The 20,060-nt window shown below is 59.7% G+C and carries 22 protein-coding genes; 21 read left to right on the forward strand and 1 reads right to left on the reverse strand.

Annotated elements, in window-relative coordinates; genetic code table 11:
* The first annotated feature begins 60 nt into the window (after positions 1–60).
* From secD to AC3IP0_RS04865, 3 genes are all read left to right on the forward strand, one after another.
* A complete protein-coding gene (secD, locus tag AC3IP0_RS04855) occupies positions 61–1,929 on the forward strand; it encodes a protein translocase subunit SecD (RefSeq protein ID WP_489326766.1) in 1,869 nt (622 codons plus the stop codon).
* 9 nt (positions 1,930–1,938) lie between these two features.
* Positions 1,939–2,853: a protein translocase subunit SecF gene (secF, locus tag AC3IP0_RS04860; protein WP_489318471.1), complete on the forward strand. Its 915-nt coding sequence runs from the start codon at positions 1,939–1,941 to the stop codon at positions 2,851–2,853.
* A 120-nt stretch (positions 2,854–2,973) separates the two neighbouring features.
* The gene (locus AC3IP0_RS04865) at positions 2,974–3,522 is read left to right on the forward strand and encodes a glycine zipper 2TM domain-containing protein (RefSeq protein ID WP_150728289.1); all 549 of its coding nucleotides are present in this window, start codon (positions 2,974–2,976) and stop codon (positions 3,520–3,522) included.
* 265 nt (positions 3,523–3,787) lie between these two features.
* On the opposite strand, the gene suhB is transcribed toward AC3IP0_RS04865, so the two are convergent.
* A complete protein-coding gene (gene suhB, locus AC3IP0_RS04870; protein WP_008057724.1) occupies positions 3,788–4,606 on the reverse strand; it encodes a type III secretion system regulator SuhB in 819 nt (272 codons plus the stop codon).
* Positions 4,607–4,752: 146 nt separating this feature from the next.
* Between suhB and trmJ the strand changes: the two genes are divergently transcribed.
* The 18 genes from trmJ (at position 4,753) to bamB (ending at position 20,030) form a co-directional block, all read left to right on the forward strand.
* On the forward strand, positions 4,753–5,523 hold the full coding sequence (gene trmJ, locus AC3IP0_RS04875; protein ID WP_008053257.1) for a tRNA (cytosine(32)/uridine(32)-2'-O)-methyltransferase TrmJ: 771 nt from the start codon (positions 4,753–4,755) through the stop codon (positions 5,521–5,523).
* A gap of 2 nt (positions 5,524–5,525) precedes the next feature.
* Positions 5,526–6,299 carry a serine O-acetyltransferase gene (gene cysE, locus AC3IP0_RS04880; RefSeq protein WP_489326768.1) on the forward strand — a complete coding sequence of 258 codons (774 nt, stop codon included), beginning with the start codon at positions 5,526–5,528 and terminating at the stop codon, positions 6,297–6,299.
* Between the two features lie 256 nt (positions 6,300–6,555).
* Positions 6,556–7,047, forward strand: a complete 492-nt coding sequence (gene iscR / locus AC3IP0_RS04885) for a Fe-S cluster assembly transcriptional regulator IscR (protein WP_003227911.1) — start codon at positions 6,556–6,558, stop codon at positions 7,045–7,047.
* A gap of 50 nt (positions 7,048–7,097) precedes the next feature.
* Positions 7,098–8,312 (forward strand): IscS subfamily cysteine desulfurase, encoded by a 1,215-nt coding sequence (locus AC3IP0_RS04890; protein WP_489326770.1) that lies wholly within the window; start codon positions 7,098–7,100, stop codon positions 8,310–8,312.
* Between the two features lie 101 nt (positions 8,313–8,413).
* On the forward strand, positions 8,414–8,800 hold the full coding sequence (gene iscU, locus AC3IP0_RS04895; RefSeq protein WP_007974006.1) for a Fe-S cluster assembly scaffold IscU: 387 nt from the start codon (positions 8,414–8,416) through the stop codon (positions 8,798–8,800).
* A 27-nt stretch (positions 8,801–8,827) separates the two neighbouring features.
* Positions 8,828–9,151 (forward strand): iron-sulfur cluster assembly protein IscA, encoded by a 324-nt coding sequence (gene iscA / locus AC3IP0_RS04900; RefSeq protein ID WP_003227904.1) that lies wholly within the window; start codon positions 8,828–8,830, stop codon positions 9,149–9,151.
* An 8-nt stretch (positions 9,152–9,159) separates the two neighbouring features.
* Complete coding sequence (hscB, locus tag AC3IP0_RS04905) at positions 9,160–9,681, forward strand: co-chaperone HscB (protein WP_150726788.1); 522 nt, start codon at positions 9,160–9,162, stop codon at positions 9,679–9,681.
* Positions 9,682–9,732: 51 nt separating this feature from the next.
* Complete coding sequence (gene hscA / locus AC3IP0_RS04910) at positions 9,733–11,595, forward strand: Fe-S protein assembly chaperone HscA (protein ID WP_489326772.1); 1,863 nt, start codon at positions 9,733–9,735, stop codon at positions 11,593–11,595.
* A 2-nt stretch (positions 11,596–11,597) separates the two neighbouring features.
* A complete protein-coding gene (fdx, locus tag AC3IP0_RS04915) occupies positions 11,598–11,939 on the forward strand; it encodes an ISC system 2Fe-2S type ferredoxin (RefSeq protein ID WP_057398567.1) in 342 nt (113 codons plus the stop codon).
* Between the two features lie 14 nt (positions 11,940–11,953).
* The gene (iscX, locus tag AC3IP0_RS04920) at positions 11,954–12,154 is read left to right on the forward strand and encodes a Fe-S cluster assembly protein IscX (protein ID WP_056721260.1); all 201 of its coding nucleotides are present in this window, start codon (positions 11,954–11,956) and stop codon (positions 12,152–12,154) included.
* Positions 12,155–12,357: 203 nt separating this feature from the next.
* Positions 12,358–12,783 carry a nucleoside-diphosphate kinase gene (gene ndk / locus AC3IP0_RS04925; RefSeq protein WP_007916882.1) on the forward strand — a complete coding sequence of 142 codons (426 nt, stop codon included), beginning with the start codon at positions 12,358–12,360 and terminating at the stop codon, positions 12,781–12,783.
* Positions 12,784–12,811: 28 nt separating this feature from the next.
* A complete protein-coding gene (gene rlmN, locus AC3IP0_RS04930) occupies positions 12,812–13,954 on the forward strand; it encodes a dual-specificity RNA methyltransferase RlmN (RefSeq protein WP_489318475.1) in 1,143 nt (380 codons plus the stop codon).
* A 16-nt stretch (positions 13,955–13,970) separates the two neighbouring features.
* Positions 13,971–14,729, forward strand: coding sequence for a type IV pilus biogenesis/stability protein PilW (gene pilW, locus AC3IP0_RS04935; protein WP_489318476.1), 759 nt, complete (start codon positions 13,971–13,973; stop codon positions 14,727–14,729).
* The gene (locus AC3IP0_RS04940; protein ID WP_489326774.1) at positions 14,729–15,763 is read left to right on the forward strand and encodes a RodZ domain-containing protein; all 1,035 of its coding nucleotides are present in this window, start codon (positions 14,729–14,731) and stop codon (positions 15,761–15,763) included. The genes pilW and AC3IP0_RS04940 overlap by 1 nt, the downstream gene beginning before the upstream one ends.
* Before the next feature lie 3 nt (positions 15,764–15,766).
* The gene (gene ispG / locus AC3IP0_RS04945; RefSeq protein WP_007944259.1) at positions 15,767–16,876 is read left to right on the forward strand and encodes a flavodoxin-dependent (E)-4-hydroxy-3-methylbut-2-enyl-diphosphate synthase; all 1,110 of its coding nucleotides are present in this window, start codon (positions 15,767–15,769) and stop codon (positions 16,874–16,876) included.
* A 37-nt stretch (positions 16,877–16,913) separates the two neighbouring features.
* The gene (gene hisS / locus AC3IP0_RS04950) at positions 16,914–18,203 is read left to right on the forward strand and encodes a histidine--tRNA ligase (protein ID WP_489318477.1); all 1,290 of its coding nucleotides are present in this window, start codon (positions 16,914–16,916) and stop codon (positions 18,201–18,203) included.
* A gap of 41 nt (positions 18,204–18,244) precedes the next feature.
* Positions 18,245–18,886 (forward strand): tetratricopeptide repeat protein, encoded by a 642-nt coding sequence (locus AC3IP0_RS04955; protein WP_223446979.1) that lies wholly within the window; start codon positions 18,245–18,247, stop codon positions 18,884–18,886.
* On the forward strand, positions 18,879–20,030 hold the full coding sequence (gene bamB / locus AC3IP0_RS04960; RefSeq protein WP_489318478.1) for an outer membrane protein assembly factor BamB: 1,152 nt from the start codon (positions 18,879–18,881) through the stop codon (positions 20,028–20,030). The genes AC3IP0_RS04955 and bamB overlap by 8 nt, the downstream gene beginning before the upstream one ends.
* Positions 20,031–20,060: the final 30 nt, after the last annotated feature.

Below are 20,060 nucleotides of genomic sequence, written 5' to 3' on the forward strand. Positions count from 1 at the left end.
CAACTTCATTTTCAATCGACGGGGCGCGCAAGGCGCCCCGCGTCATAAACGGGCGGCGTGATGCTGAACAAATATCCTCTGTGGAAATACATTCTGATCCTGGCGGTGCTGGCGGTCGGTCTGATTTATTCCGCTCCCAATCTTTATCCTGATGACCCGGCCATTCAGGTCAGCGGTGCAAGCACTGCGCTGCAGGTCAATCAGGCTGATCTGGATCGCGTGAGTGCTGCGCTCAAGGAATCCGGGATCAACGTCAAGGCTGCCACCCTGGCAGAGGGCGGCAAGGGCGGTCTGATTCGCCTGACCAAGGCTGAAGACCAGCTGCCGGCCAAAGACGTCGTGCGCAAGGCATTGGGTGATGACTACGTCGTCGCACTGAACCTGGCACAAACCACCCCGCAATGGCTGCGCAACCTCGCTGCGCACCCGATGAAGCTGGGTCTGGACTTGTCCGGTGGTGTGCACTTCCTGCTGGAAGTGGACATGGACAAAGCCCTCGACGCGCGCCTGAAAGTCTACGAAGGCGACGTCAAGAGCCTGTTGCGTAAAGAGAAACTGCGCTATCGCAGCCTGCCGCAACTGGGCGGTGCCATTCAGTTGGGCTTTGCTGATGAAGCAGCTCGCGAACAGGCCCGTACGCTGATCCGCAAGAACTTCAACGATTTCGACATTGTTCCGGCCGACCTCAATGGTCAACCGGTGCTGCGTCTGGCGATGACCCCGGCCAAGCTGGCGGAAATCCGCGAATACTCCATCAAGCAGAACTTGACCACGGTACGTAACCGCGTCAACGAGCTGGGTGTTGCCGAACCGATCGTCCAGCGTCAGGGCGCCAACCGCATCGTGGTTGAGCTGCCGGGCGTGCAGGACACCGCCGAAGCCAAGCGTATCCTCGGCAAGACGGCCAACCTCGAGTTCCGTCTGGCCGCTGAGCCTGGCGCTTCGAAAGCCACTTCCGAATCCTTCGAGTTCCGTGAGGGCAACCGTCCTCCGGCACTGATCGAGCGTGGCCTGATCATCACCGGTGACCAGGTAACTGACGCCAAGGCCGGTTTCGGTGAGCAGGGCACTCCGGAAGTGAACATTCGTCTGGACGGTCACGGCGGCGAGCTGATGAACCGTGCGACCCGTTCGAACGTGGGCCGCAGCATGGCGGTGATCTTCATCGAGCAGCGTCCGGTTACCACTTACGTCAAGCAAGTGGTCAACGGCGTCGAGAAAGACGTGCCGGTGCAGACGTTCAAGGAAGAGAAGAAGATCATCAGCCTGGCGACCATTCAGTCGCCGCTGGGCGCGCAGTTCCGCATCACCGGCCTGAACGGCCAGGGCGAATCGTCCGAACTGGCGCTGCTGCTGCGTGCCGGTGGTCTGGCCGCTCCGATGTACTTCGCTGAAGAGCGCACCATCGGCCCGAGCCTGGGTGCCGACAACATCACCAAGGGTATCGATGCATCGCTGTGGGGCATGCTGTTCGTCTCGCTGTTCATCATGGCCATCTACCGCTTCTTCGGCCTCATCGCCACCGTCGCGCTGACGGTGAACATGGTGATGCTGCTGGCCCTGATGTCGCTGCTGGGTGCAACGCTGACCCTGCCGGGTATCGCCGGTATCGTATTGACCATGGGTATGGCGGTCGACGCCAACGTGCTGATCTTCTCGCGGATCCGTGAAGAGATCGCCGCCGGCATGACCGTGCAGCGTGCAATCAACGAAGGCTTCGGCCGGGCATTCACCGCGATTCTCGACGCCAACCTGACCACCTTGCTGGTCGGCGGCATCCTCTTTGCCATGGGCACCGGCCCGGTCAAGGGCTTCGCAGTGACCATGTCCCTCGGGATCTTTACCTCGATGTTCACGGCCATCATGGTGACCCGCGCGATGGTCAACCTGATCTTCGGCGGTCGTGACTTCAAGAAGTTGTGGATTTAAGGGGCTGCCATGTTACGTACAATCAACTTCATGGGCGTTCGCAACTTCGCGTTCGGCGTCACATTGTTCCTTACCGCACTGGCGTTGTTCAGTGTCGCTACCAAGGGCATGAACTGGGGCCTGGACTTCACCGGCGGTACGCTCATCGAGCTGACCTACGAGCGTCCGGCTGACGTTACCAAGGTGCGTGAGCAGCTGGTGAGCGCCGGTTATAACGACGCCATCGTGCAGAACTTCGGTGCAACCACCGACCTGCTGGTGCGTATGCCTGGCGAAGACCCGCAACTGGGTCACCAGGTTGCCGAGGCCTTGCAGAAGGTCGGTGGCGAGAACCCGGCGACGGTCAAGCGTGTCGAATTCGTCGGCCCGCAGGTGGGTGAAGAGCTGCGCGACCAGGGCGGCCTCGGCATGCTGATGGCGCTGGGCGGGATCCTGATCTACCTGGCTTTCCGCTTTCAGTGGAAGTTCGCGGTCGGTGCGATCGTGTCCTTGATCCACGACGTGATCGTGACCATCGGTATCCTGTCGTTCTTCCAGATCACCTTCGATTTGACGGTGCTGGCGGCGGTACTGGCGATCATCGGTTACTCGCTCAACGACACCATCGTGGTATTCGACCGGGTTCGCGAGAACTTCCGTGTGCTGCGCAAGGCCAGCCTGATCGAGAACATCAACATCTCGACCACGCAAACCCTGCTGCGGACCATGGCGACTTCGATCTCCACCTTGCTGGCGATCGCGGCCCTGCTGTTCTTCGGTGGCGACAACCTGTTCGGCTTCTCCATCGCCCTGTTCATCGGTGTTCTGGCGGGTACTTACTCGTCGATCTACATCGCCAACGTGGTGCTGATCTGGCTGAACCTGAGCACGGAAGACCTGATTCCTCCGGTCAATACCGAGAAGGAAGTCGACGACCGCCCTTGAGGGAAAAACCTTAAGCGATGTAGTCCAAAAAAGGCGCGAGTTGAACTCGCGCCTTTTTTTGTGCTCCAAGGCAGGGAGAAGCGCGGACACGTTCCGCATGTGATGGTCCAGGAGGTTCATGTGAACAAGTCGATGCTGGTTGGTGCTGTACTGGGTGCTGTCGGTGTAACTGCCGGGGGTGCTGTGGCCACCTACAGCCTGGTTAAAAGCGGCCCGGAGTACGCACAAGTACTCGCCGTTGAGCCGGTCAAGACACAAATCAAGACTCCACGTGAAGTGTGCAAGGATGTAGCGGTCACCCGGCAGGCGCCGGTGAAAGATCAACATCAGATCGCCGGTACGGTGGTCGGTGCATTGGCAGGTGGTTTGCTGGGTAACCAGATCGGTGGCGGCACCGGTAAGAAGATCGCCACGGTCGCAGGTGCTGTCGGTGGTGGTTACGCCGGCAACAAGGTGCAGGAAGGCATGCAAGAGCGTGACACCTACACCACGACCCAGACCCGCTGTAACACGGTCAACGACATCAGTGACAAGGTTGTAGGTTACGACGTGCGGTATTCGCTGGACGGCAAGGAAGGCAAGGTGCGCATGGATCGTGATCCAGGCAACCAGATTCCGGTGGATAAGGAAGGCAAGTTGATCTTGTCGGAGAATCAGGCGGCTCAGTGATCTGCTGACTCTGGATAAAAAAGAAGCACCCTGCGGGGTGCTTTTTTTGTGCCTGTGATTCAAGCATCACCGCCAATCCCCTGTGGGAGCGGGCTTGCTCGCGAAGAGGGAGTATCAGCCAACATTTTTGTTGAATGACACACCGCTTTCGTCGGAACGCCGCCTGGAGCAAGCCCGCTCCCACATTGGGGTTGTGGTGTTTTGAAGGGCAAATTCCAGGCATAAAAAAAGCACCCTGCAGGGTGCTTTTTCTGTCGCTGGAAGCTTAGCGCTTCAGCGAGGCCGGCAGGTGCGGCTGGATCGCCGTCAAAACTGCCTTGAAGCACTTGGTGTTGCCGGCAACGACGTGGCCTTTCTCAAGGAAGTCGTGACCGCCGGTGAAGTCGCTCACCAAACCGCCGGCTTCCTGGATCAGCAGGGCGCCTGCAGCCATGTCCCACTCGGACAGGCCCGACTCCCAGAAGGCGTCGAAACGGCCGGCGGCCACGTAGGCCAGGTCCAGGCTCGCCGAACCTGCGCGGCGGATGCCGGCGGTCTGGCCAACCAGGGCGCGGAACATGCCCAGGTAGTTGTCGAGGTTGTCCATCTGGTCGTCACGGAACGGGAAGCCGGTACCCAGCAGGGCGCCGTCCAGGCTGGTGCGGCCGCTGACGCGCAGGCGACGACCGTTCAGTTGAGCGCCGCGACCACGGCTGGCGGTGAATTCTTCCTGGCGAACCGGGTCCAGAACAACAGCGTGTTCCAGGCGACCGCGGTATTTGCAGGCGATGCTGACAGCGAAATGAGGAATGCCGCGCAGGAAGTTGGTGGTGCCGTCCAGTGGATCGATGATCCACAGGTACTCTTCGCCTTCGATGCCGGAGCCAGCGTGCATGCCGGTCTCTTCACCCAGGATCGAGTGATTCGGGTAGGCCTTGCGCAGGGCGTCGATGATTTTCTGTTCGGCGGCGCGATCCACCTCGGATACGTAATCCTTGGCGTCTTTTTCGTCGACCTTGATGGTATCCAGGCGCTCGATGGAGCGGAAGATCAATTCACTGGCGCTGCGGGCGGCGCGCAGCGCGATATTCAGCATGGGCTGCATGGATGTGTCACCTAAGGTTGTTAAAGAAAGCCGGGCATTCTATCAGAAAGTTTCTACAGGAGAAGGACGACGTTCGCTTTCATGGCTTAACGGTAGCTAGCGCTGTAAGATTCTGCTCCCGATTATTGTGTTCGAGAGCGCCTCCCTTGCTGCAAAACATTCGTGTCGTTCTGGTCAATACCAGCCATCCGGGCAATATCGGCGGGGCTGCGCGTGCCATGAAGAACATGGGGCTGTCGCGGCTGGTGCTGGTCGAGCCTCGTGTGTTCCCGCATCACGAGGCCGATGCCCGTGCCTCCGGTGCCGGTGACATCCTTGAAAACGCGCAAGTCGTCGCCACCTTGGAAGATGCCCTGGTCGGCTGCAACCTGGTGCTCGGCACCAGCGCCCGCGACCGGCGCATTCCCTGGCCGCTGCTCGATCCCCGCGAATGCGGAACGAAGGTGGTCGAGGAAGCCGGGCAGGGCGCGGAAATCGCCCTGGTGTTCGGTCGTGAAGATTCCGGCCTGACCAACGAAGAGCTGCAGCGATGTCATTATCATGTGCACATCCCATCAGACCCTGAGTTCAGTTCGCTGAACCTTGGGGCGGCGGTGCAGGTATTGGGTTATGAAGTGCGCATGTCCTGGCTGGCGGCCCAAGGTCAGCCGAGCAAGGTCGAGAAGGAAGAAGTGGCTTCGGTCAAAAGCGCTGAGCTTGCGACCATGGACGAGCTGGAGCGATTCTATGAGCACCTGGAGCAGACCCTGGTGGCCATCGAATTCCTCGATCCGGAAAAGCCACGGCACTTGATGGCGCGCCTGCGCCGGTTGTACGGACGCAGCTCGGTCAGTCGGGCGGAAATGAATATTTTGCGTGGCATCCTCACGGAAACCCAGAAAGCGGCCCGTGGTGAGCTCCTTAAGCGGAAGGATTAATGATGTTCGAGCGTTTGCGTGAAGATATCCAGAGCGTATTCCACCGAGACCCGGCGGCGCGTAACGCTTTTGAAGTCCTGACCTGCTACCCCGGCATGCATGCCATCTGGATTCACCGTTTGTCGGCGATGCTGTGGCGCGCTGACCTGAAGTGGCTGGCGCGGCTGGTGTCGAACTTCGGTCGCTGGCTGACCGGGATCGAGATTCATCCGGGTGCCAAGGTCGGTCGTCGTTTCTTCATTGACCATGGCATGGGCATCGTCATCGGTGAAACCGCCGAGATTGGCGATGACGTGACTATTTATCAGGGCGTGACTCTCGGTGGTACCAGCTGGAACACGGGCAAGCGACACCCGACCTTGGGTGATGGCGTGGTGGTCGGGGCGGGCGCGAAGGTGCTCGGCCCGTTCACTGTCGGTGCCGGGGCCAAGGTGGGTTCCAATGCGGTCGTGACCAAGGAAGTGCCACCGGGCGCCACTGTGGTGGGTATTCCGGGGCGGATCATCGTCAAGCCCGACGAAGAGCAGGACGCCAAACGCAAGGCCATGGCCGAGAAGATCGGTTTTGATGCCTACGGTGTGACTGAAGACATGCCTGACCCGGTGGCTCGCGCCATTAACCAATTGCTCGATCACCTGCAGGCGGTCGATGGGCGTCTGGAGGGGATGTGCGGGGCATTGAAGGATCTGGGCAGCAATTACTGTGCGAAAGATCTGCCTGAGCTGCGTGAAGAAGACTTCGCGTGTGTGAAGGACAAGGATCAGAGCCAGGCGTAGGAGCTGCCGCAGGCTGCGATCTTTTGATTTTGCTCTTTTAGGGGCGAAGATCAAAAGATCGCAGCCCGCAGCAGCTCCTACGGGTCGCAATCAGGTAATGGCAGAGCGCTGACCGGTGTGCCATTAGGCCGCAGACCCTGCTATGATGCGCCCGCTCTTTTGCGGGTAAACCTGACTAAAGTACTAGGTCTAATAGTTGACTTAAATACTCGGGAATTGCATACTCGCCTCATTCCGAACTCCGTGGTAATTGTCCATGCGACTGACTACAAAAGGCCGATACGCCGTGACCGCCATGCTCGATCTGGCGTTGCACGCGCAGCACGGGCCCGTGTCCCTGGCCGATATCTCCGAGCGCCAAGGCATCTCCCTGTCCTACCTCGAACAGCTTTTCGCCAAGCTGCGCCGCAGCAACCTGGTGTCCAGCGTGCGCGGTCCGGGCGGCGGCTACCAGTTGTCCCGCGACATGCAGGGCATCCAGGTCGCCCAGGTGATCGATGCGGTGAACGAATCGGTCGATGCAACCAAATGCCAAGGGCAGGGTGATTGCCATTCCGGCGACACTTGCCTGACTCACCACTTGTGGTGCGATCTGAGCCTGCAGATTCACGAATTTCTGAGCGGTATCAGCTTGGCTGATCTTGTAACTCGCCGTGAGGTGCAAGAAGTAGCCCAGCGTCAGGACCAGCGCCGTTGCAACAGCAAGGCGCCACGCCTGGACAAGATTGAAGCGTCCGCCGTCGAATGACAGCCGAAGAGCTAGCGGCACGCCAGCCAGCCTGATTTAGGAGATAGTCCATGAAATTGCCGATTTACCTTGATTACTCTGCGACCACCCCGGTTGATCCGCGTGTTGCGCAAAAAATGAGTGAATGCCTGCTGGTCGACGGAAACTTCGGTAACCCGGCGTCCCGTTCCCACGTGTTCGGCTGGAAAGCCGAAGAGTCCGTCGAAAACGCCCGTCGTCAGGTTGCCGACCTGGTCAACGCCGACCCGCGTGAAATCGTCTGGACCTCCGGTGCCACCGAATCCGACAACCTGGCAATCAAGGGTGCGGCGCATTTCTATGCCACCAAAGGCAAACACCTGATCACCACCAAGATCGAGCACAAGGCTGTCCTGGACACCATGCGCCAACTTGAGCGTGAAGGTTTCGAAGTGACCTACATCGAGCCTCGTACTGATGGCCTGGTGACCCCTGAGATGATCGAAGCCGAACTGCGCGACGACACCATCCTGGTTTCGGTCATGCACGTGAACAACGAAATCGGCACCGTCAACGACATCGCTGCGATCGGCGAACTGCTCCGTTCCAAGGGCATCCTGTTCCACGTCGACGCCGCTCAGTCCACCGGCAAGGTCGAGATCGACCTTTCGAAGCTGAAAGTCGACATGATGTCGTTCTCCGCCCACAAGACCTACGGTCCTAAAGGCATCGGCGCCCTGTACGTAAGCCGCAAGCCGCGCGTACGTATCGAAGCGACCATGCACGGTGGCGGCCACGAACGCGGCATGCGTTCCGGCACCCTGGCGACCCACCAGATCGTCGGCATGGGTGAGGCTTTCCGCGTAGCCAAGGAAGACATGGCTGCCGAGAACGCGCGCATCAAGGCGTTGAGCGTTCGCTTCTACAAGCAGGTCGAGCACCTGGAAGAGTTGTACGTCAACGGCAGCATGACCGCCCGCGTTCCGCACAACCTGAACCTGAGCTTCAACTACGTTGAAGGCGAGTCGCTGATCATGGCGCTCAAGGACCTGGCGGTTTCGTCCGGTTCGGCCTGCACCTCGGCTTCGCTGGAGCCTTCGTACGTACTGCGCGCCCTGGGCCGCAACGACGAACTGGCACACAGCTCGATCCGCTTCACCTTCGGCCGTTTCACCACCGAAGAAGAAATCGACTACGCCGCGCAGAAAGTCTGCGAGGCCGTAACCAAGCTGCGCGCTCTGTCGCCGCTGTGGGACATGTACAAAGACGGCGTCGATATCTCGAAAATCGAGTGGGCGGCACACTAAACAAAGAAGCCGCCGGATACAGGTCCTGTAGCAGCGCGGTGGTAAACGCAGCGTAACTACAGGGTCTCAAGAGCGGCCCTGATGAGTGAGGATTGAGAATCATGGCTTACAGCGAAAAGGTCATCGACCACTACGAAAACCCGCGCAACGTCGGCAAGATGGACGCGGAAGACCCTGATGTCGGCACCGGCATGGTCGGCGCTCCGGCGTGCGGCGACGTGATGCGCCTGCAGATCAAGGTCAACGACGCCGGCATCATCGAAGATGCCAAGTTCAAGACCTACGGCTGCGGTTCGGCTATCGCTTCCAGCTCCCTCGCCACCGAGTGGATGAAGGGCAAGACCCTGGACGAAGCGGAAACCATCAAGAACACCCAGCTGGCTGAAGAACTGGCCTTGCCGCCAGTGAAAATTCACTGCTCGGTACTCGCTGAAGACGCCATCAAGGCGGCTGTTCGCGATTACAAGCAGAAGAAAGGCTTGATCTGATTTTTGGCGACGAGTAAGGAGTCACCGATGGCTATCAGCATGACAGAAGCGGCTGCTCGACACGTGCGGCGCTCCCTCGACGGGCGCGGCAAAGGTGAAGGGATTCGTCTGGGTGTTCGCACCACGGGCTGTTCCGGCCTTGCCTACGTGCTGGAGTTTGTCGACGAGGTGGTTGCAGAGGACCAAGTGTTCGAAAGTCACGGCGAAAAAGTGATCATCGACCCGAAAAGTCTGGCCTACCTGGACGGCACCGAGCTCGATTTCGTCAAGGAAGGGTTGAACGAAGGCTTCAAGTTCAACAACCCCAACGTACGCGGTGAATGTGGCTGCGGCGAAAGCTTCAACATCTGAGGCTTGTCGTGGGTACTCCTTGTCATTTCGCTTTATTTGAGCTGCAACCGAGTTTCGATCTGGACCTCGACCAGCTGGCTACGCGCTACCGTGAGTTGGCGCGCAGTGTTCATCCGGACCGCTTTGCCGACGCTTCCGAGCGTGAGCAGCGGCTGGCGCTAGAGCAATCCGCGAGCCTCAACGAGGCCTACCAGACGCTCAAGAACCCACCCAAGCGCGCGCGTTACCTGCTCGCCTTGAATGGTGGCGAGCTGCCGCTGGAGGTCACGGTGCATGATCCGGAGTTTCTGCTGCAACAGATGGAGTTGCGCGAAGAGCTCGAAGACCTGCAGGACAGCGCCGATCTCAATGGCGTTGCCGTCTTCAAGCGTCGCCTGAAGGCTGCCCAGGATGAACTGAACCAAAGCTTCGCAGCTTGCTGGAACGATGCCGCGCACCGTGAACAGGCCGAACGCCTGATGCGGCGCATGCAGTTCCTCGACAAGCTCACCTACGAAGTGCGCCAGTTAGAAGAGCGCCTCGACGATTAACCCAGTGCCGCTCCGGTCGCACGCCTGATATACAGATAAGTCCTGATAACGATGGCCCTACTGCAGATCGCCGAACCCGGCCAAAGTCCTCAACCGCACCAGCGACGTCTGGCTGTGGGGATCGACTTGGGCACTACCAATTCGCTGGTCGCTGCATTGCGCAGTGGTCTTTCCGAGCCTCTTGCCGACGCAGAAGGGCGGGTCATCCTGCCGTCTGCCGTGCGCTACCACGCCGATCGCGTCGAGGTGGGTGAATCCGCCAAGCTGGCCGCCGCCACCGATCCGTTGAACACCGTGCTGTCGGTCAAGCGCTTGATGGGTCGTGGTCTGTCCGACGTCAAGCAGCTTGGTGATCAGTTGCCATACCGCTTTGTCGATGGCGAGTCGCACATGCCGTTCATCGAGACGATCCAGGGCCCTAAAAGCCCGGTCGAGGTGTCCGCCGACATCCTCAAGGTTCTGCGTCAACGCGCCGAAGCGACCCTGGGTGGTGAATTGGTGGGTGCGGTCATCACCGTTCCGGCTTATTTCGACGACGCTCAGCGTCAAGCCACCAAGGATGCGGCCAAGCTGGCCGGTCTGAACGTGCTGCGTTTGCTCAATGAGCCGACCGCGGCAGCCGTGGCTTACGGTCTGGACCAGCACGCCGAAGGCCTGGTCGCGATCTACGACCTGGGCGGCGGCACCTTCGATATTTCGATTCTGCGCCTGACCGGCGGTGTGTTCGAAGTCTTGGCTACCGGTGGCGACAGCGCCCTGGGTGGCGATGACTTCGACCACGCGATCGCTGGCTGGATCATCGAGAGCGCTGGCCTGTCCGCCGACCTCGATCCGGGTGCTCAACGCAACTTGCTGCAAACCGCCTGTGCGGCCAAGGAAGCCCTGACCAATGCGACGGCCGTTGAAGTTGCCCATGGCGACTGGAAATCCGAGCTGACCCGCGAAGCCTTCAATGCGCTGATCGAGCCGATGGTTGCTCGCAGCCTGAAAGCCTGCCGTCGTGCGGTGCGTGATTCCGCTATCGAACTGGAAGACGTGCACGCCGTGGTCATGGTCGGTGGTTCGACTCGCGTGCCTCGCGTTCGCGAAGCCGTCGCCGAGGCCTTCGGTCGCCAGCCGCTGACTGAAATCGACCCGGATCAAGTGGTAGCCATCGGTGCTGCGATCCAGGCCGATACATTGGCTGGCAACAAGCGAGACGGCGGCGAACTGTTGCTGCTGGACGTGATTCCGTTGTCCCTGGGGCTGGAAACCATGGGCGGCCTGATGGAGAAGGTGATTCCGCGCAACACCACCATCCCCGTCGCCCGCGCCCAGGACTTCACTACTTATAAAGACGGCCAGTCGGCCATGGCCATCCACGTATTGCAGGGCGAGCGCGAGCTGATCAGCGACTGTCGCTCCCTGGCGCGCTTCGAATTGCGCGGCATTCCGGCGATGGTGGCTGGCGCGGCGAAGATTCGCGTGACCTTCCAGGTCGATGCCGACGGTCTGCTCAGTGTTTCTGCCCGCGAACTGGGTTCGGGCGTTGAGGCCTGCATCCAGGTCAAGCCGTCCTACGGTCTGACCGACGGCGAAATCGCCAGGATGCTCAAGGATTCGTTCCAGCACGCCAATGACGACAAGGTTGCCCGCGTACTGCGCGAGCAGCAGGTCGACGCCCAGCGCCTGATCGAAGCGGTGCAGGCTGCTCTGGAGGCCGATGGCGAGCGCCTGCTCGACGCCGATGAGCGCATGGTCATCGACCTGCAGGTGCAGGAACTGACCGAACTGATGAAAGGTACCGATGGTTATGCCATCGAGCAGCAGACCAAGCGTCTGTCGCAAGTGACCGATGCCTTTGCTGCCCGCCGCCTGGACTCGACGGTGAAAGCCGCGCTGGCGGGGCGTAACCTGAATGAGATTGAGGAATAACGATGCCGCAGGTCATTTTTCTGCCACACGAAAGGTTTTGCCCTGAAGGCATGGTCGTGGAGGCTGAGACCGGTACGTCCATCCTCGAACTGGCCCATGAGCACCATATCGAGATGGAAAGTGCCTGTGGCGGCGTCTGCGCCTGCACCACCTGTCACTGCCTGATTCGCGAAGGTTTCGACTCGCTGGAAGAGGCCGACGAGCTGGAAGAGGACTACCTTGATAAGGCTTGGGGGCTGGAAGCTCAGTCGCGCCTGGGCTGTCAGGCCAAAGTCGGGACTGAAGACCTGACCGTCGAAATTCCGAAGTACTCGCTCAACCACGCAGCCGAAGCAGCGCACTGATTCAAGGAATTGTCATGAAACTCAAGTGGACTGATGTGCTGGAGATCGCGATCCAGCTGGCTGAAAGCAAGCCCGACGTGGACCCTATGTCGGTCAACTTCGTCGATCTGCGTAAATGGGTGATGGAACTGCCCGATTTCGACGACATGCCTGAGCATTGTGGCGAAAAGATCCTGGAGGCCATTCAGGCCCACTGGATCGAAGAACGCGAGTAGGAGCTGACTCGCGAAGCGAGGCTGCGATCTTTACCAGCGCCACTTGAATCTCAAGCGTGGGATCTGGATTAAAAGATCGCAGCCTTCGGCAGCTCCTACAAAGGTCAGGCGTCGCGGCCTTTACTCAGTTAGGCAATACCCGAGAACCCGCGTATAATTCGCGGGTTTAATTTTTCGTAAATTACCGTTTCTGGAGTTACACCATGGCTGTTCAACGTACTTTCTCCATCATCAAGCCTGACGCCGTTGCTAAAAACGTGATCGGCGAGATCACCACTCGTTTCGAAAAAGCTGGCCTGCGCGTTGTAGCTTCGAAACTGAAGCAACTGTCCAAAGCTGAAGCCGAAGGCTTCTACGCTGAGCACAGCGCTCGTGGTTTCTTCGGTGACCTGGTTGCTTTCATGATCTCCGGTCCGGTTGTCGTTCAGGTTCTGGAAGGCGAAAACGCTATCGCTCTGAACCGTGAGCTGATGGGCGCTACCAACCCTAAAGAAGCTGCTGCCGGCACCATCCGTGCTGACTTCGCTGACTCCATCGACGCCAACGCCGTACACGGTTCGGACTCCGAAGCCGCTGCCGCTCGCGAAATCTCGTACTTCTTCGCAGCTACTGAAGTAACCACTCGCTAAGCATTGGCTTAAGAGTGAAGGTGAATCCATGACTACATCGACTGTAAAAACTAACCTGCTGGGTCTGACTCAGCTGGAAATGGAAAAATTCTTCGACTCAATCGGGGAGAAGCGTTTCCGTGCCGGTCAGGTAATGAAATGGATTCACCACTTTGGTGTCGATGATTTCGATGCCATGACGAACGTCAGCAAGGTCTTGCGCGAAAAGCTCAAGGCTGTTGCTGAGGTCCGTGGTCCGGAAGTGGTCAGCGAGGACATCTCCAGCGACGGCACCCGCAAGTGGGTGGTGCGCGTGGCGTCCGGCAGCTGCGTCGAGACTGTGTACATTCCCCAGGGCAAACGCGGCACCTTGTGCGTTTCCTCCCAGGCAGGCTGTGCCCTGGATTGCAGTTTCTGCTCCACCGGCAAGCAAGGCTTCAACAGCAACCTCACCGCCGCCGAAGTCATCGGCCAGGTGTGGATTGCCAACAAATCCTTTGGCAGCGTCCCGGCAACCGTCGACCGTGCCATCACCAACGTGGTGATGATGGGCATGGGTGAGCCGCTGCTGAACTTCGACAACGTCGTCGCGGCCATGCATCTGATGATGGACGACCTGGGCTACGGCATTTCCAAGCGCCGTGTGACCCTGTCGACCTCCGGCGTGGTGCCGATGATCGATGAGCTCTCCAAGCACATCGACGTCTCCCTGGCGTTGTCCCTGCACGCACCGAATGACGCATTGCGTAACCAATTGGTGCCGATCAACAAGAAGTATCCGCTTAAGATGCTGCTCGAGTCGTGCCAGCGCTACATGTCGAATCTCGGCGAAAAGCGCGTGCTGACCATCGAATACACCTTGCTCAAAGACATCAATGACAAGGTCGAGCACGCCGTGGAAATGATCGAGCTGCTCAAGAACATCCCGTGCAAGATCAACCTGATCCCGTTCAACCCGTTCCCGCACTCCGGTTACGAGCGCCCGAGCAACAACGCCATTCGTCGTTTCCAGGATCAGCTTCATCATGCCGGCTTCAACGTAACCGTCCGCACCACCCGTGGTGAAGACATCGATGCGGCCTGTGGTCAACTGGTAGGGCAGGTGCTGGATCGCACCCGTCGCAGCGAACGTTATATCGCCGTGCGTGAACTCAACGCCGACAACGATATAGCGCAAGACGCCGCGCAATAACCGAGAGAGGATCTCTATGTCCCTGCGCTTTGCGCTGCTTTTGCTGTTGGCCAGCCTGTGTGCTGGCTGCGTGCTTTCGGGCGACTACAACCCGATGAAGACCAGCAAGGGCCGTGATGAAGCGCGTGAGGCGTACGTGCAACTCGGTATCGGGTATTTGCAACAAGGCATGACCGAGCGCGCCAAGGTTCCGCTGAAGAAAGCGTTGGAGCTTGATGGCTCCGACCCTGATGCCAACGCGGCGCTGGGGCTGGTGTTCCAGGCCGAGATGGAGCCGGAACTGGCTGACGAGCATTTTCGCAAGGCGCTGGCTTCCCGTCCCGCCGATGCGCGAATCCTCAATAACTACGGCAGTTTTTTGTTCGAGCAGAAACGTTACAACGAAGCCTACGAGCGCTTTGAACAAGCCGCTGCCGATACCCTGTATCCTGAGCGTTCGCGGGTGTTCGAGAACCTGGGCATGACCGCTGCAATGCTCGGTCAGCGGGATCTGGCCCTGCAGCAACTGGAAAAAGCGCTGCGCCTGAACCGCCAACAACCTCGTGCATTGCTGGAAATGGCTGAGTTGTCTTACGAAGACAGGCATTATGTGCCCGCGCGTGACTATTACGACCGTTTTAGCCAGCTCTCCGAACAAAATGCACGTAGTCTATTGCTCGGCATTCGGCTGGCAAAAGTGTTCGAAGACCGCGACAAGGCCGCAAGCAAAGGCCTGCAACTAAAAAGACTCTATCCCGGTACGCCGGAATATCAGCAATACCTGTCGGAGCAATGATGAAAGCGGCGCATCCCGAAGTTGTAGCAGCGAATCGCGTAAATCCCGGTGAGACTTTGCGCCAGGCCCGCGAAAGCAATGGCTGGTCGCTGGCCGAAGTGGCCCTCAAGCTCAACCTCACCACCACTTCCCTGAGCAATCTGGAAGCCGGCGCCTTCGACAAGCTGCCCGGGCATACTTTTGCCCGCGGTTATATTCGCGCCTATGCCAAATTGCTCGGCATGGACCAGGCCGTTCTGGTCCAGCAATTCGATCAATCCACCGGTACCGATTCCCAGGGCAGCAGTGTTCACAGCCTGGGTCGTATCGAAGAGCCGGTCCGGGTTTCCCACACCATTTTGCGAATCGTCAGCCTGCTGTTGCTGGTTGCGGTGATCGGTGGCGGTTTCATCTGGTGGCAGGATCAGACCTCGATGCGCACCAAGGACCTGATCGGTCTGGCACCAGAGCACGTAGAAGTCGAAGGTGCCGACGGTACGACACAGATTCACCCGCTGGACGAGCCGGAAGACCAGGCCGTCGTGGAAGGTCAATCCGAAGGCGGAACCGCCCTTGCGCTGCCCCTGGCCAACGCTCCGGCTGAAGCAGCAGAAGAGACTCAAGCGACTGCGCCAGCCGCCCCGGCAGCGCCGACCACGCCAGCCGCACCCGCGCACACCACCGCGCCTGTTGTCGTAGCGCCGGTGACCCCGGCAACTCCGGTTCCGGCAACTCCAGTTGTTCCGGCCCCGGTGGCGACTGCACCGGTAGTCGCTCCGGCTCCAGCCGCAGCCGCAGCCGCGCCGGTGGCCGGTCAAGGCCAGGTTCAGGTGCAGTTCACCTCCGATTGCTGGACACAAGTGACCGACGGTAGCGGCAAGGTGCTGTTCAGCGGTCTCAAACGCAAAGGCGACAGCCTGGCAGTCAATGGCAAACCACCGTTTGCCGTGCGTCTGGGCTTTGCCCGCGGCGCTCAGGTCAGCTACAACGGCCAGCCGGTTGATGTCGCTCCGTTCACCAGTGGCGAGACTGCTCGCCTGAAGTTGGGTCAATAAGTCATGCACGGCGAATCTCCAATCAAACGTCGCGAATCCCGCAAGATCTGGGTCGGTAACGTGCCTGTTGGCGGCGATGCGCCTATCGCTGTGCAGAGCATGACCAACAGCGACACCAACGATGTCGCGGCCACGGTCGCGCAAATCAATCGCCTGGAAGCGGCCGGCGTCGATATCGTGCGGATTTCCGTACCGGACATGGACGCCGCCGAAGCCTTCGGCAAGATCAAGCAGCTTGTCAAAGTACCCCTGGTTGCCGACATTCACTTCGATTACCGGATCGCTTTGCGCGTAGCCGAATTGGGTGTCGATTGCCTGCGGATCAACCCGGGCAACATCGGTCGCGAAGACCGTGTGCGTGCGGTGGTGGATGCCGCCCGTGACCGCGGGATCCCGATCCGTATCGGCGTGAACGCCGGTTCCCTGGAAAAAGACCTGCAAAAGAAATACGGCGAGCCGACCCCGGCGGCGCTGGTCGAGTCTGCCTTGCGCCACGTCGAGCACCTTGAACGCCTGAATTTCCAGGACTTCAAGGTCAGCGTGAAAGCTTCCGACGTGTTCATGGCCGTCGAAGCCTACCGCTTGCTGGCCAAGGAAATCGTCCAGCCACTGCACCTGGGCATCACTGAAGCCGGTGGTTTGCGTTCCGGCACGGTGAAATCTGCCGTGGGCCTCGGTATGCTGCTCGCCGAAGGGATTGGCGATACTATTCGCATCTCGTTGGCGGCCGACCCGGTCGAGGAAGTGAAAGTCGGCTACGACATTCTCAAATCCCTGCACCTGCGTTCCCGTGGCATCAACTTCATCGCCTGCCCGAGCTGCTCGCGGCAGAACTTCGATGTGGTCAAGACCATGAACGAGCTGGAAGGGCGCCTCGAAGACCTTTTGGTGCCGCTGGATGTTGCGGTCATCGGTTGCGTGGTCAACGGGCCGGGTGAGGCCAAGGAAGCCCATATCGGCTTGACCGGCGGCACACCGAACCTGATTTACATCGACGGCAAGCCGTCGCAGAAACTGACGAATGACAATCTGGTGGATGAGCTTGAACGCTTGATCCGCCAGAAAGCGGCCGAAAAGGTCGAAGCTGACGCTGCCGTTATCGCGCGCGGCTGAACCTGACTGAAGAGCCGAACGAATTTAAGGATTTATAGTGAGCAAGTCTCTGCAAGCCATTCGTGGCATGAACGACATCCTGCCCGAGCAGACTCCCCTGTGGCGTCATTTCGAAGGCACCGTTTCGCGCCTGCTGGATAACTACGGTTACAAGCAGATCCGCATGCCGATCGTCGAGTTCACCGAACTGTTCAAGCGTTCCATCGGTGAAGTGACCGACATCGTCGAAAAAGAGATGTACACCTTCGACGACCGCAACGGCGACTCCCTGACCCTGCGCCCTGAAGGCACGGCGGCCTGTGTGCGCGCGGTGCTGGAGCACGGCATCACCGGTGGTGGCCAGGTTCAGAAACTCTGGTACATCGGCCCGATGTTCCGCCACGAGCGTCCGCAGAAAGGCCGTTATCGCCAGTTCCACCAGATCGGTGTGGAGGTGTTCAACCTCGACGGTCCGGACATCGACGCCGAGCTGATCGTGCTGACCTGGCGCCTGTGGGGCGAACTGGGCATCCGCGATGCGGTGAAACTCGAGCTCAACAGCCTGGGCACCAGCGAATCCCGTGGTCGTTATCGCGAAGCACTGGTCGAGTTCCTGTCCGGGCATCTGGACAAACTGGACGAAGACAGCCAGCGCCGCCTGAAGACCAACCCGTTGCGGGTCCTGGACACCAAGAACGCCGAGACACAGGCGATTCTGGTCGATGCGCCGAAAATGGCCGACTACCTCGACGAGGAATCCCGCGTGCATTTCGAGAGCCTCAAGGCTCGCCTGGACGCCGCCGGCATTCCTTACGTGATCAACCCGAAGCTGGTTCGCGGGCTGGATTACTACAGCAAGACCGTTTTCGAATGGGTCACCGACAAACTCGGCGCCCAGGGCACCGTGTGTGCCGGTGGCCGTTACGACGGCCTGGTGGAGCAGATGGGCGGCAAGCCGACCGCCGGTGTTGGCTTTGCCATGGGCATCGAACGCCTGGTGCTGTTGCTCGAAACCCTGGAGCAGATCCCGCAAGAGATCTCCCGGCAGGTCGACGTCTACCTCTGTGCCTTCGGTGAAGCTGCCGAACTGGCCGGCCTGACCCTGGCGGAGCGCGTTCGTGACCAGTTGCCCAACCTGCGCCTGCAAGTGAATGCCGGCGCCGGCAGTTTCAAAAGCCAGTTCAAGAAGGCCGACAAGAGCGGCGCGCTGTACGCGCTGATCCTCGGTGACGACGAAATGGCCCAGCAAGTGGTAGGTTTCAAACCCCTGCGTGGCCAGGGCGAACAACAAAGCATTGCCTGGGATGCGCTTGCAGCACACCTGGCCACCTGCGTCGTGCAGGGTTGAAGCTGTCTAAACAGCCGAATTAGCGATTAAGGAGTATTGGGGTGTCGAGTACCGAAGACGAACATCTGGCGGATTTCAAGGAGTGGTGGTCACGCAACGGCAAGCCCCTGGTAACTGGCGGCCTGTTGGCGCTGGTCATCGTGTTCGGCTGGCAGGCGTTCCAGAAATATCAGAGCAATCAGTCGCAAGGCGCCTCGATTCTCTATCAGCAATTGCTCGAAACCACGCTGACGCCTGACGGCAAGCCTGATGCGGCCCGTGTTTCGGATCTTGCCGGCAAGCTCAACAGCGAGTTCGGCGGCAGCGCCTACGCGCAGTACGGCAGCCTGTTCGTGGCCAAGGTTGCGGTCGACAGCGGCAAGCTGGACGACGCGGCCACCGAGCTAAAAGCCATTGTCGCCAAACCGGCCAACCCGGCGCTGGGCGAAATCGCCCGTCAGCGTCTGGCCCAGGTACTCGGCGCGCAGAACAAGGCCGACGAAGCACTGAAGCTGCTCGAAGGTGATGCTGACAAGGCATTCCTGGCCACTCGCGAAGAGCTCAAGGGCGACCTGCTGGTGCAGTTGGGTCGTACCGACGAGGCGAGCGCGGCGTATCAAAAAGCCAAGGCGGCACTGTCGGATGAAGCGGCGGTCGGTGGCCTGCAAATCAAGCTGGACGACCTGGCCAAAGGGGATGCGTGACGTGATTCGTTGGAAACATGCAGCATTGCTGGCTCTGGCCTTGTTGGCCGCGGGTTGCAGCAGCAACAGCAAAAAAGAATTGCCTCCGGCCGAACTGGTCGACTTCAAGGAAGAAGTGGTTCTGCACAAGCAGTGGAGTCGTTCGATCGGTGACGGTCAGGGCGAATCCTACAACATGCTGGTTCCGGCCATCGATGGCGATACCATCTATGCCGCCGACGTCACTGGCGTGTTGATGGCGATGGACCGCAACACCGGCGACGTCAAATGGAAGAAAGACCTCGAGCTGCCTGTCTCCGGCGCCGTTGGCGTAGCTTACGGTCTGGTCACCATTGGTACGATCAAGGGTGAAATCGTTGCCCTGGACGCGATCAACGGTGAAGAAAAGTGGCGCGCTCGCGTGTCCAGCGAAGTACTGGCGCCACCAGCCAACAACGGTGACGTCGTGGTGGTTCAGACCCAGGACGATCGTCTGATCGGCCTGGATGCTTCCACCGGTGACCGTCGCTGGATCTATGACAGCACGCCTGCGGTACTGACCCTGCGGGGTACCAGTGCGCCGATCGTGACCAACCGCCTCGCGGTGGCTGGCCTGTCGACCGGTAAAGTGGTTGCCGTGGACATCTCCAACGGCGTACCGGTGTGGGAACAGCGCGTAGCGATCCCGCAAGGTCGTTCGGAGCTGGAGCGCGTGGTCGACATCGACGGTGGCTTGCTGCTGTCGGGCGAGACGCTGTATGTCGCCAGCTATCAGGGGCGCGTTGCCGCTCTGGACCTGCAAAGCGGCCGTCAGCTCTGGCAGCGTGATGCTTCCAGCTATTCCGGTGTCGCCCAGGGTTTCGGTACCGTTTATGTGAGCCTGTCTTCGGGCACCGTTGAAGGCGTCGACGAGCGTTCCACCACAGCCTTGTGGAGCAACGACTCGCTGGCCCGCCGTCAACTGTCGGCTCCGGAAGTGTTCTCCAGCTACGTTGCAGTCGGTGACCTGGAAGGTTACCTGCACCTGCTGAGTCAGGTGGACGGTCGTTTCGTCGGCCGCGAGCGCATCGACAGCGACGGCCTGCGTGCCCGTCCGCTGGTGGTGGGTGACACGATTTATGTATATGGCAACAGCGGCAAACTGGAAGCCCTGACCATCAAGTAACGACTATGCTTGGGGTTTAACCCCCAAGCG

The organism is Pseudomonas sp. GL_103 (assembly GCF_057835175.1).

Coding starts and splice junctions, on each gene's coding strand:
- iscU (WP_007974006.1), top strand. CDS start 8,414: ATGGCTTACAGCGAAAAGGTCATCGACCACTACGAAAACCCGCGCAAC.
- iscX (WP_056721260.1), top strand. CDS start 11,954: ATGAAACTCAAGTGGACTGATGTGCTGGAGATCGCGATCCAGCTGGCT.
- AC3IP0_RS04890 (WP_489326770.1), top strand. CDS start 7,098: ATGAAATTGCCGATTTACCTTGATTACTCTGCGACCACCCCGGTTGAT.
- secF (WP_489318471.1), top strand. CDS start 1,939: ATGTTACGTACAATCAACTTCATGGGCGTTCGCAACTTCGCGTTCGGC.
- ispG (WP_007944259.1), top strand. CDS start 15,767: ATGCACGGCGAATCTCCAATCAAACGTCGCGAATCCCGCAAGATCTGG.
- suhB (WP_008057724.1), bottom strand. CDS start 4,606: ATGCAGCCCATGCTGAATATCGCGCTGCGCGCCGCCCGCAGCGCCAGT.
- ndk (WP_007916882.1), top strand. CDS start 12,358: ATGGCTGTTCAACGTACTTTCTCCATCATCAAGCCTGACGCCGTTGCT.
- hscA (WP_489326772.1), top strand. CDS start 9,733: ATGGCCCTACTGCAGATCGCCGAACCCGGCCAAAGTCCTCAACCGCAC.
- pilW (WP_489318476.1), top strand. CDS start 13,971: ATGTCCCTGCGCTTTGCGCTGCTTTTGCTGTTGGCCAGCCTGTGTGCT.
- iscA (WP_003227904.1), top strand. CDS start 8,828: ATGGCTATCAGCATGACAGAAGCGGCTGCTCGACACGTGCGGCGCTCC.
- cysE (WP_489326768.1), top strand. CDS start 5,526: ATGTTCGAGCGTTTGCGTGAAGATATCCAGAGCGTATTCCACCGAGAC.
- rlmN (WP_489318475.1), top strand. CDS start 12,812: ATGACTACATCGACTGTAAAAACTAACCTGCTGGGTCTGACTCAGCTG.
- fdx (WP_057398567.1), top strand. CDS start 11,598: ATGCCGCAGGTCATTTTTCTGCCACACGAAAGGTTTTGCCCTGAAGGC.
- AC3IP0_RS04940 (WP_489326774.1), top strand. CDS start 14,729: ATGAAAGCGGCGCATCCCGAAGTTGTAGCAGCGAATCGCGTAAATCCC.
- iscR (WP_003227911.1), top strand. CDS start 6,556: ATGCGACTGACTACAAAAGGCCGATACGCCGTGACCGCCATGCTCGAT.
- secD (WP_489326766.1), top strand. CDS start 61: ATGCTGAACAAATATCCTCTGTGGAAATACATTCTGATCCTGGCGGTG.
- bamB (WP_489318478.1), top strand. CDS start 18,879: ATGCGTGACGTGATTCGTTGGAAACATGCAGCATTGCTGGCTCTGGCC.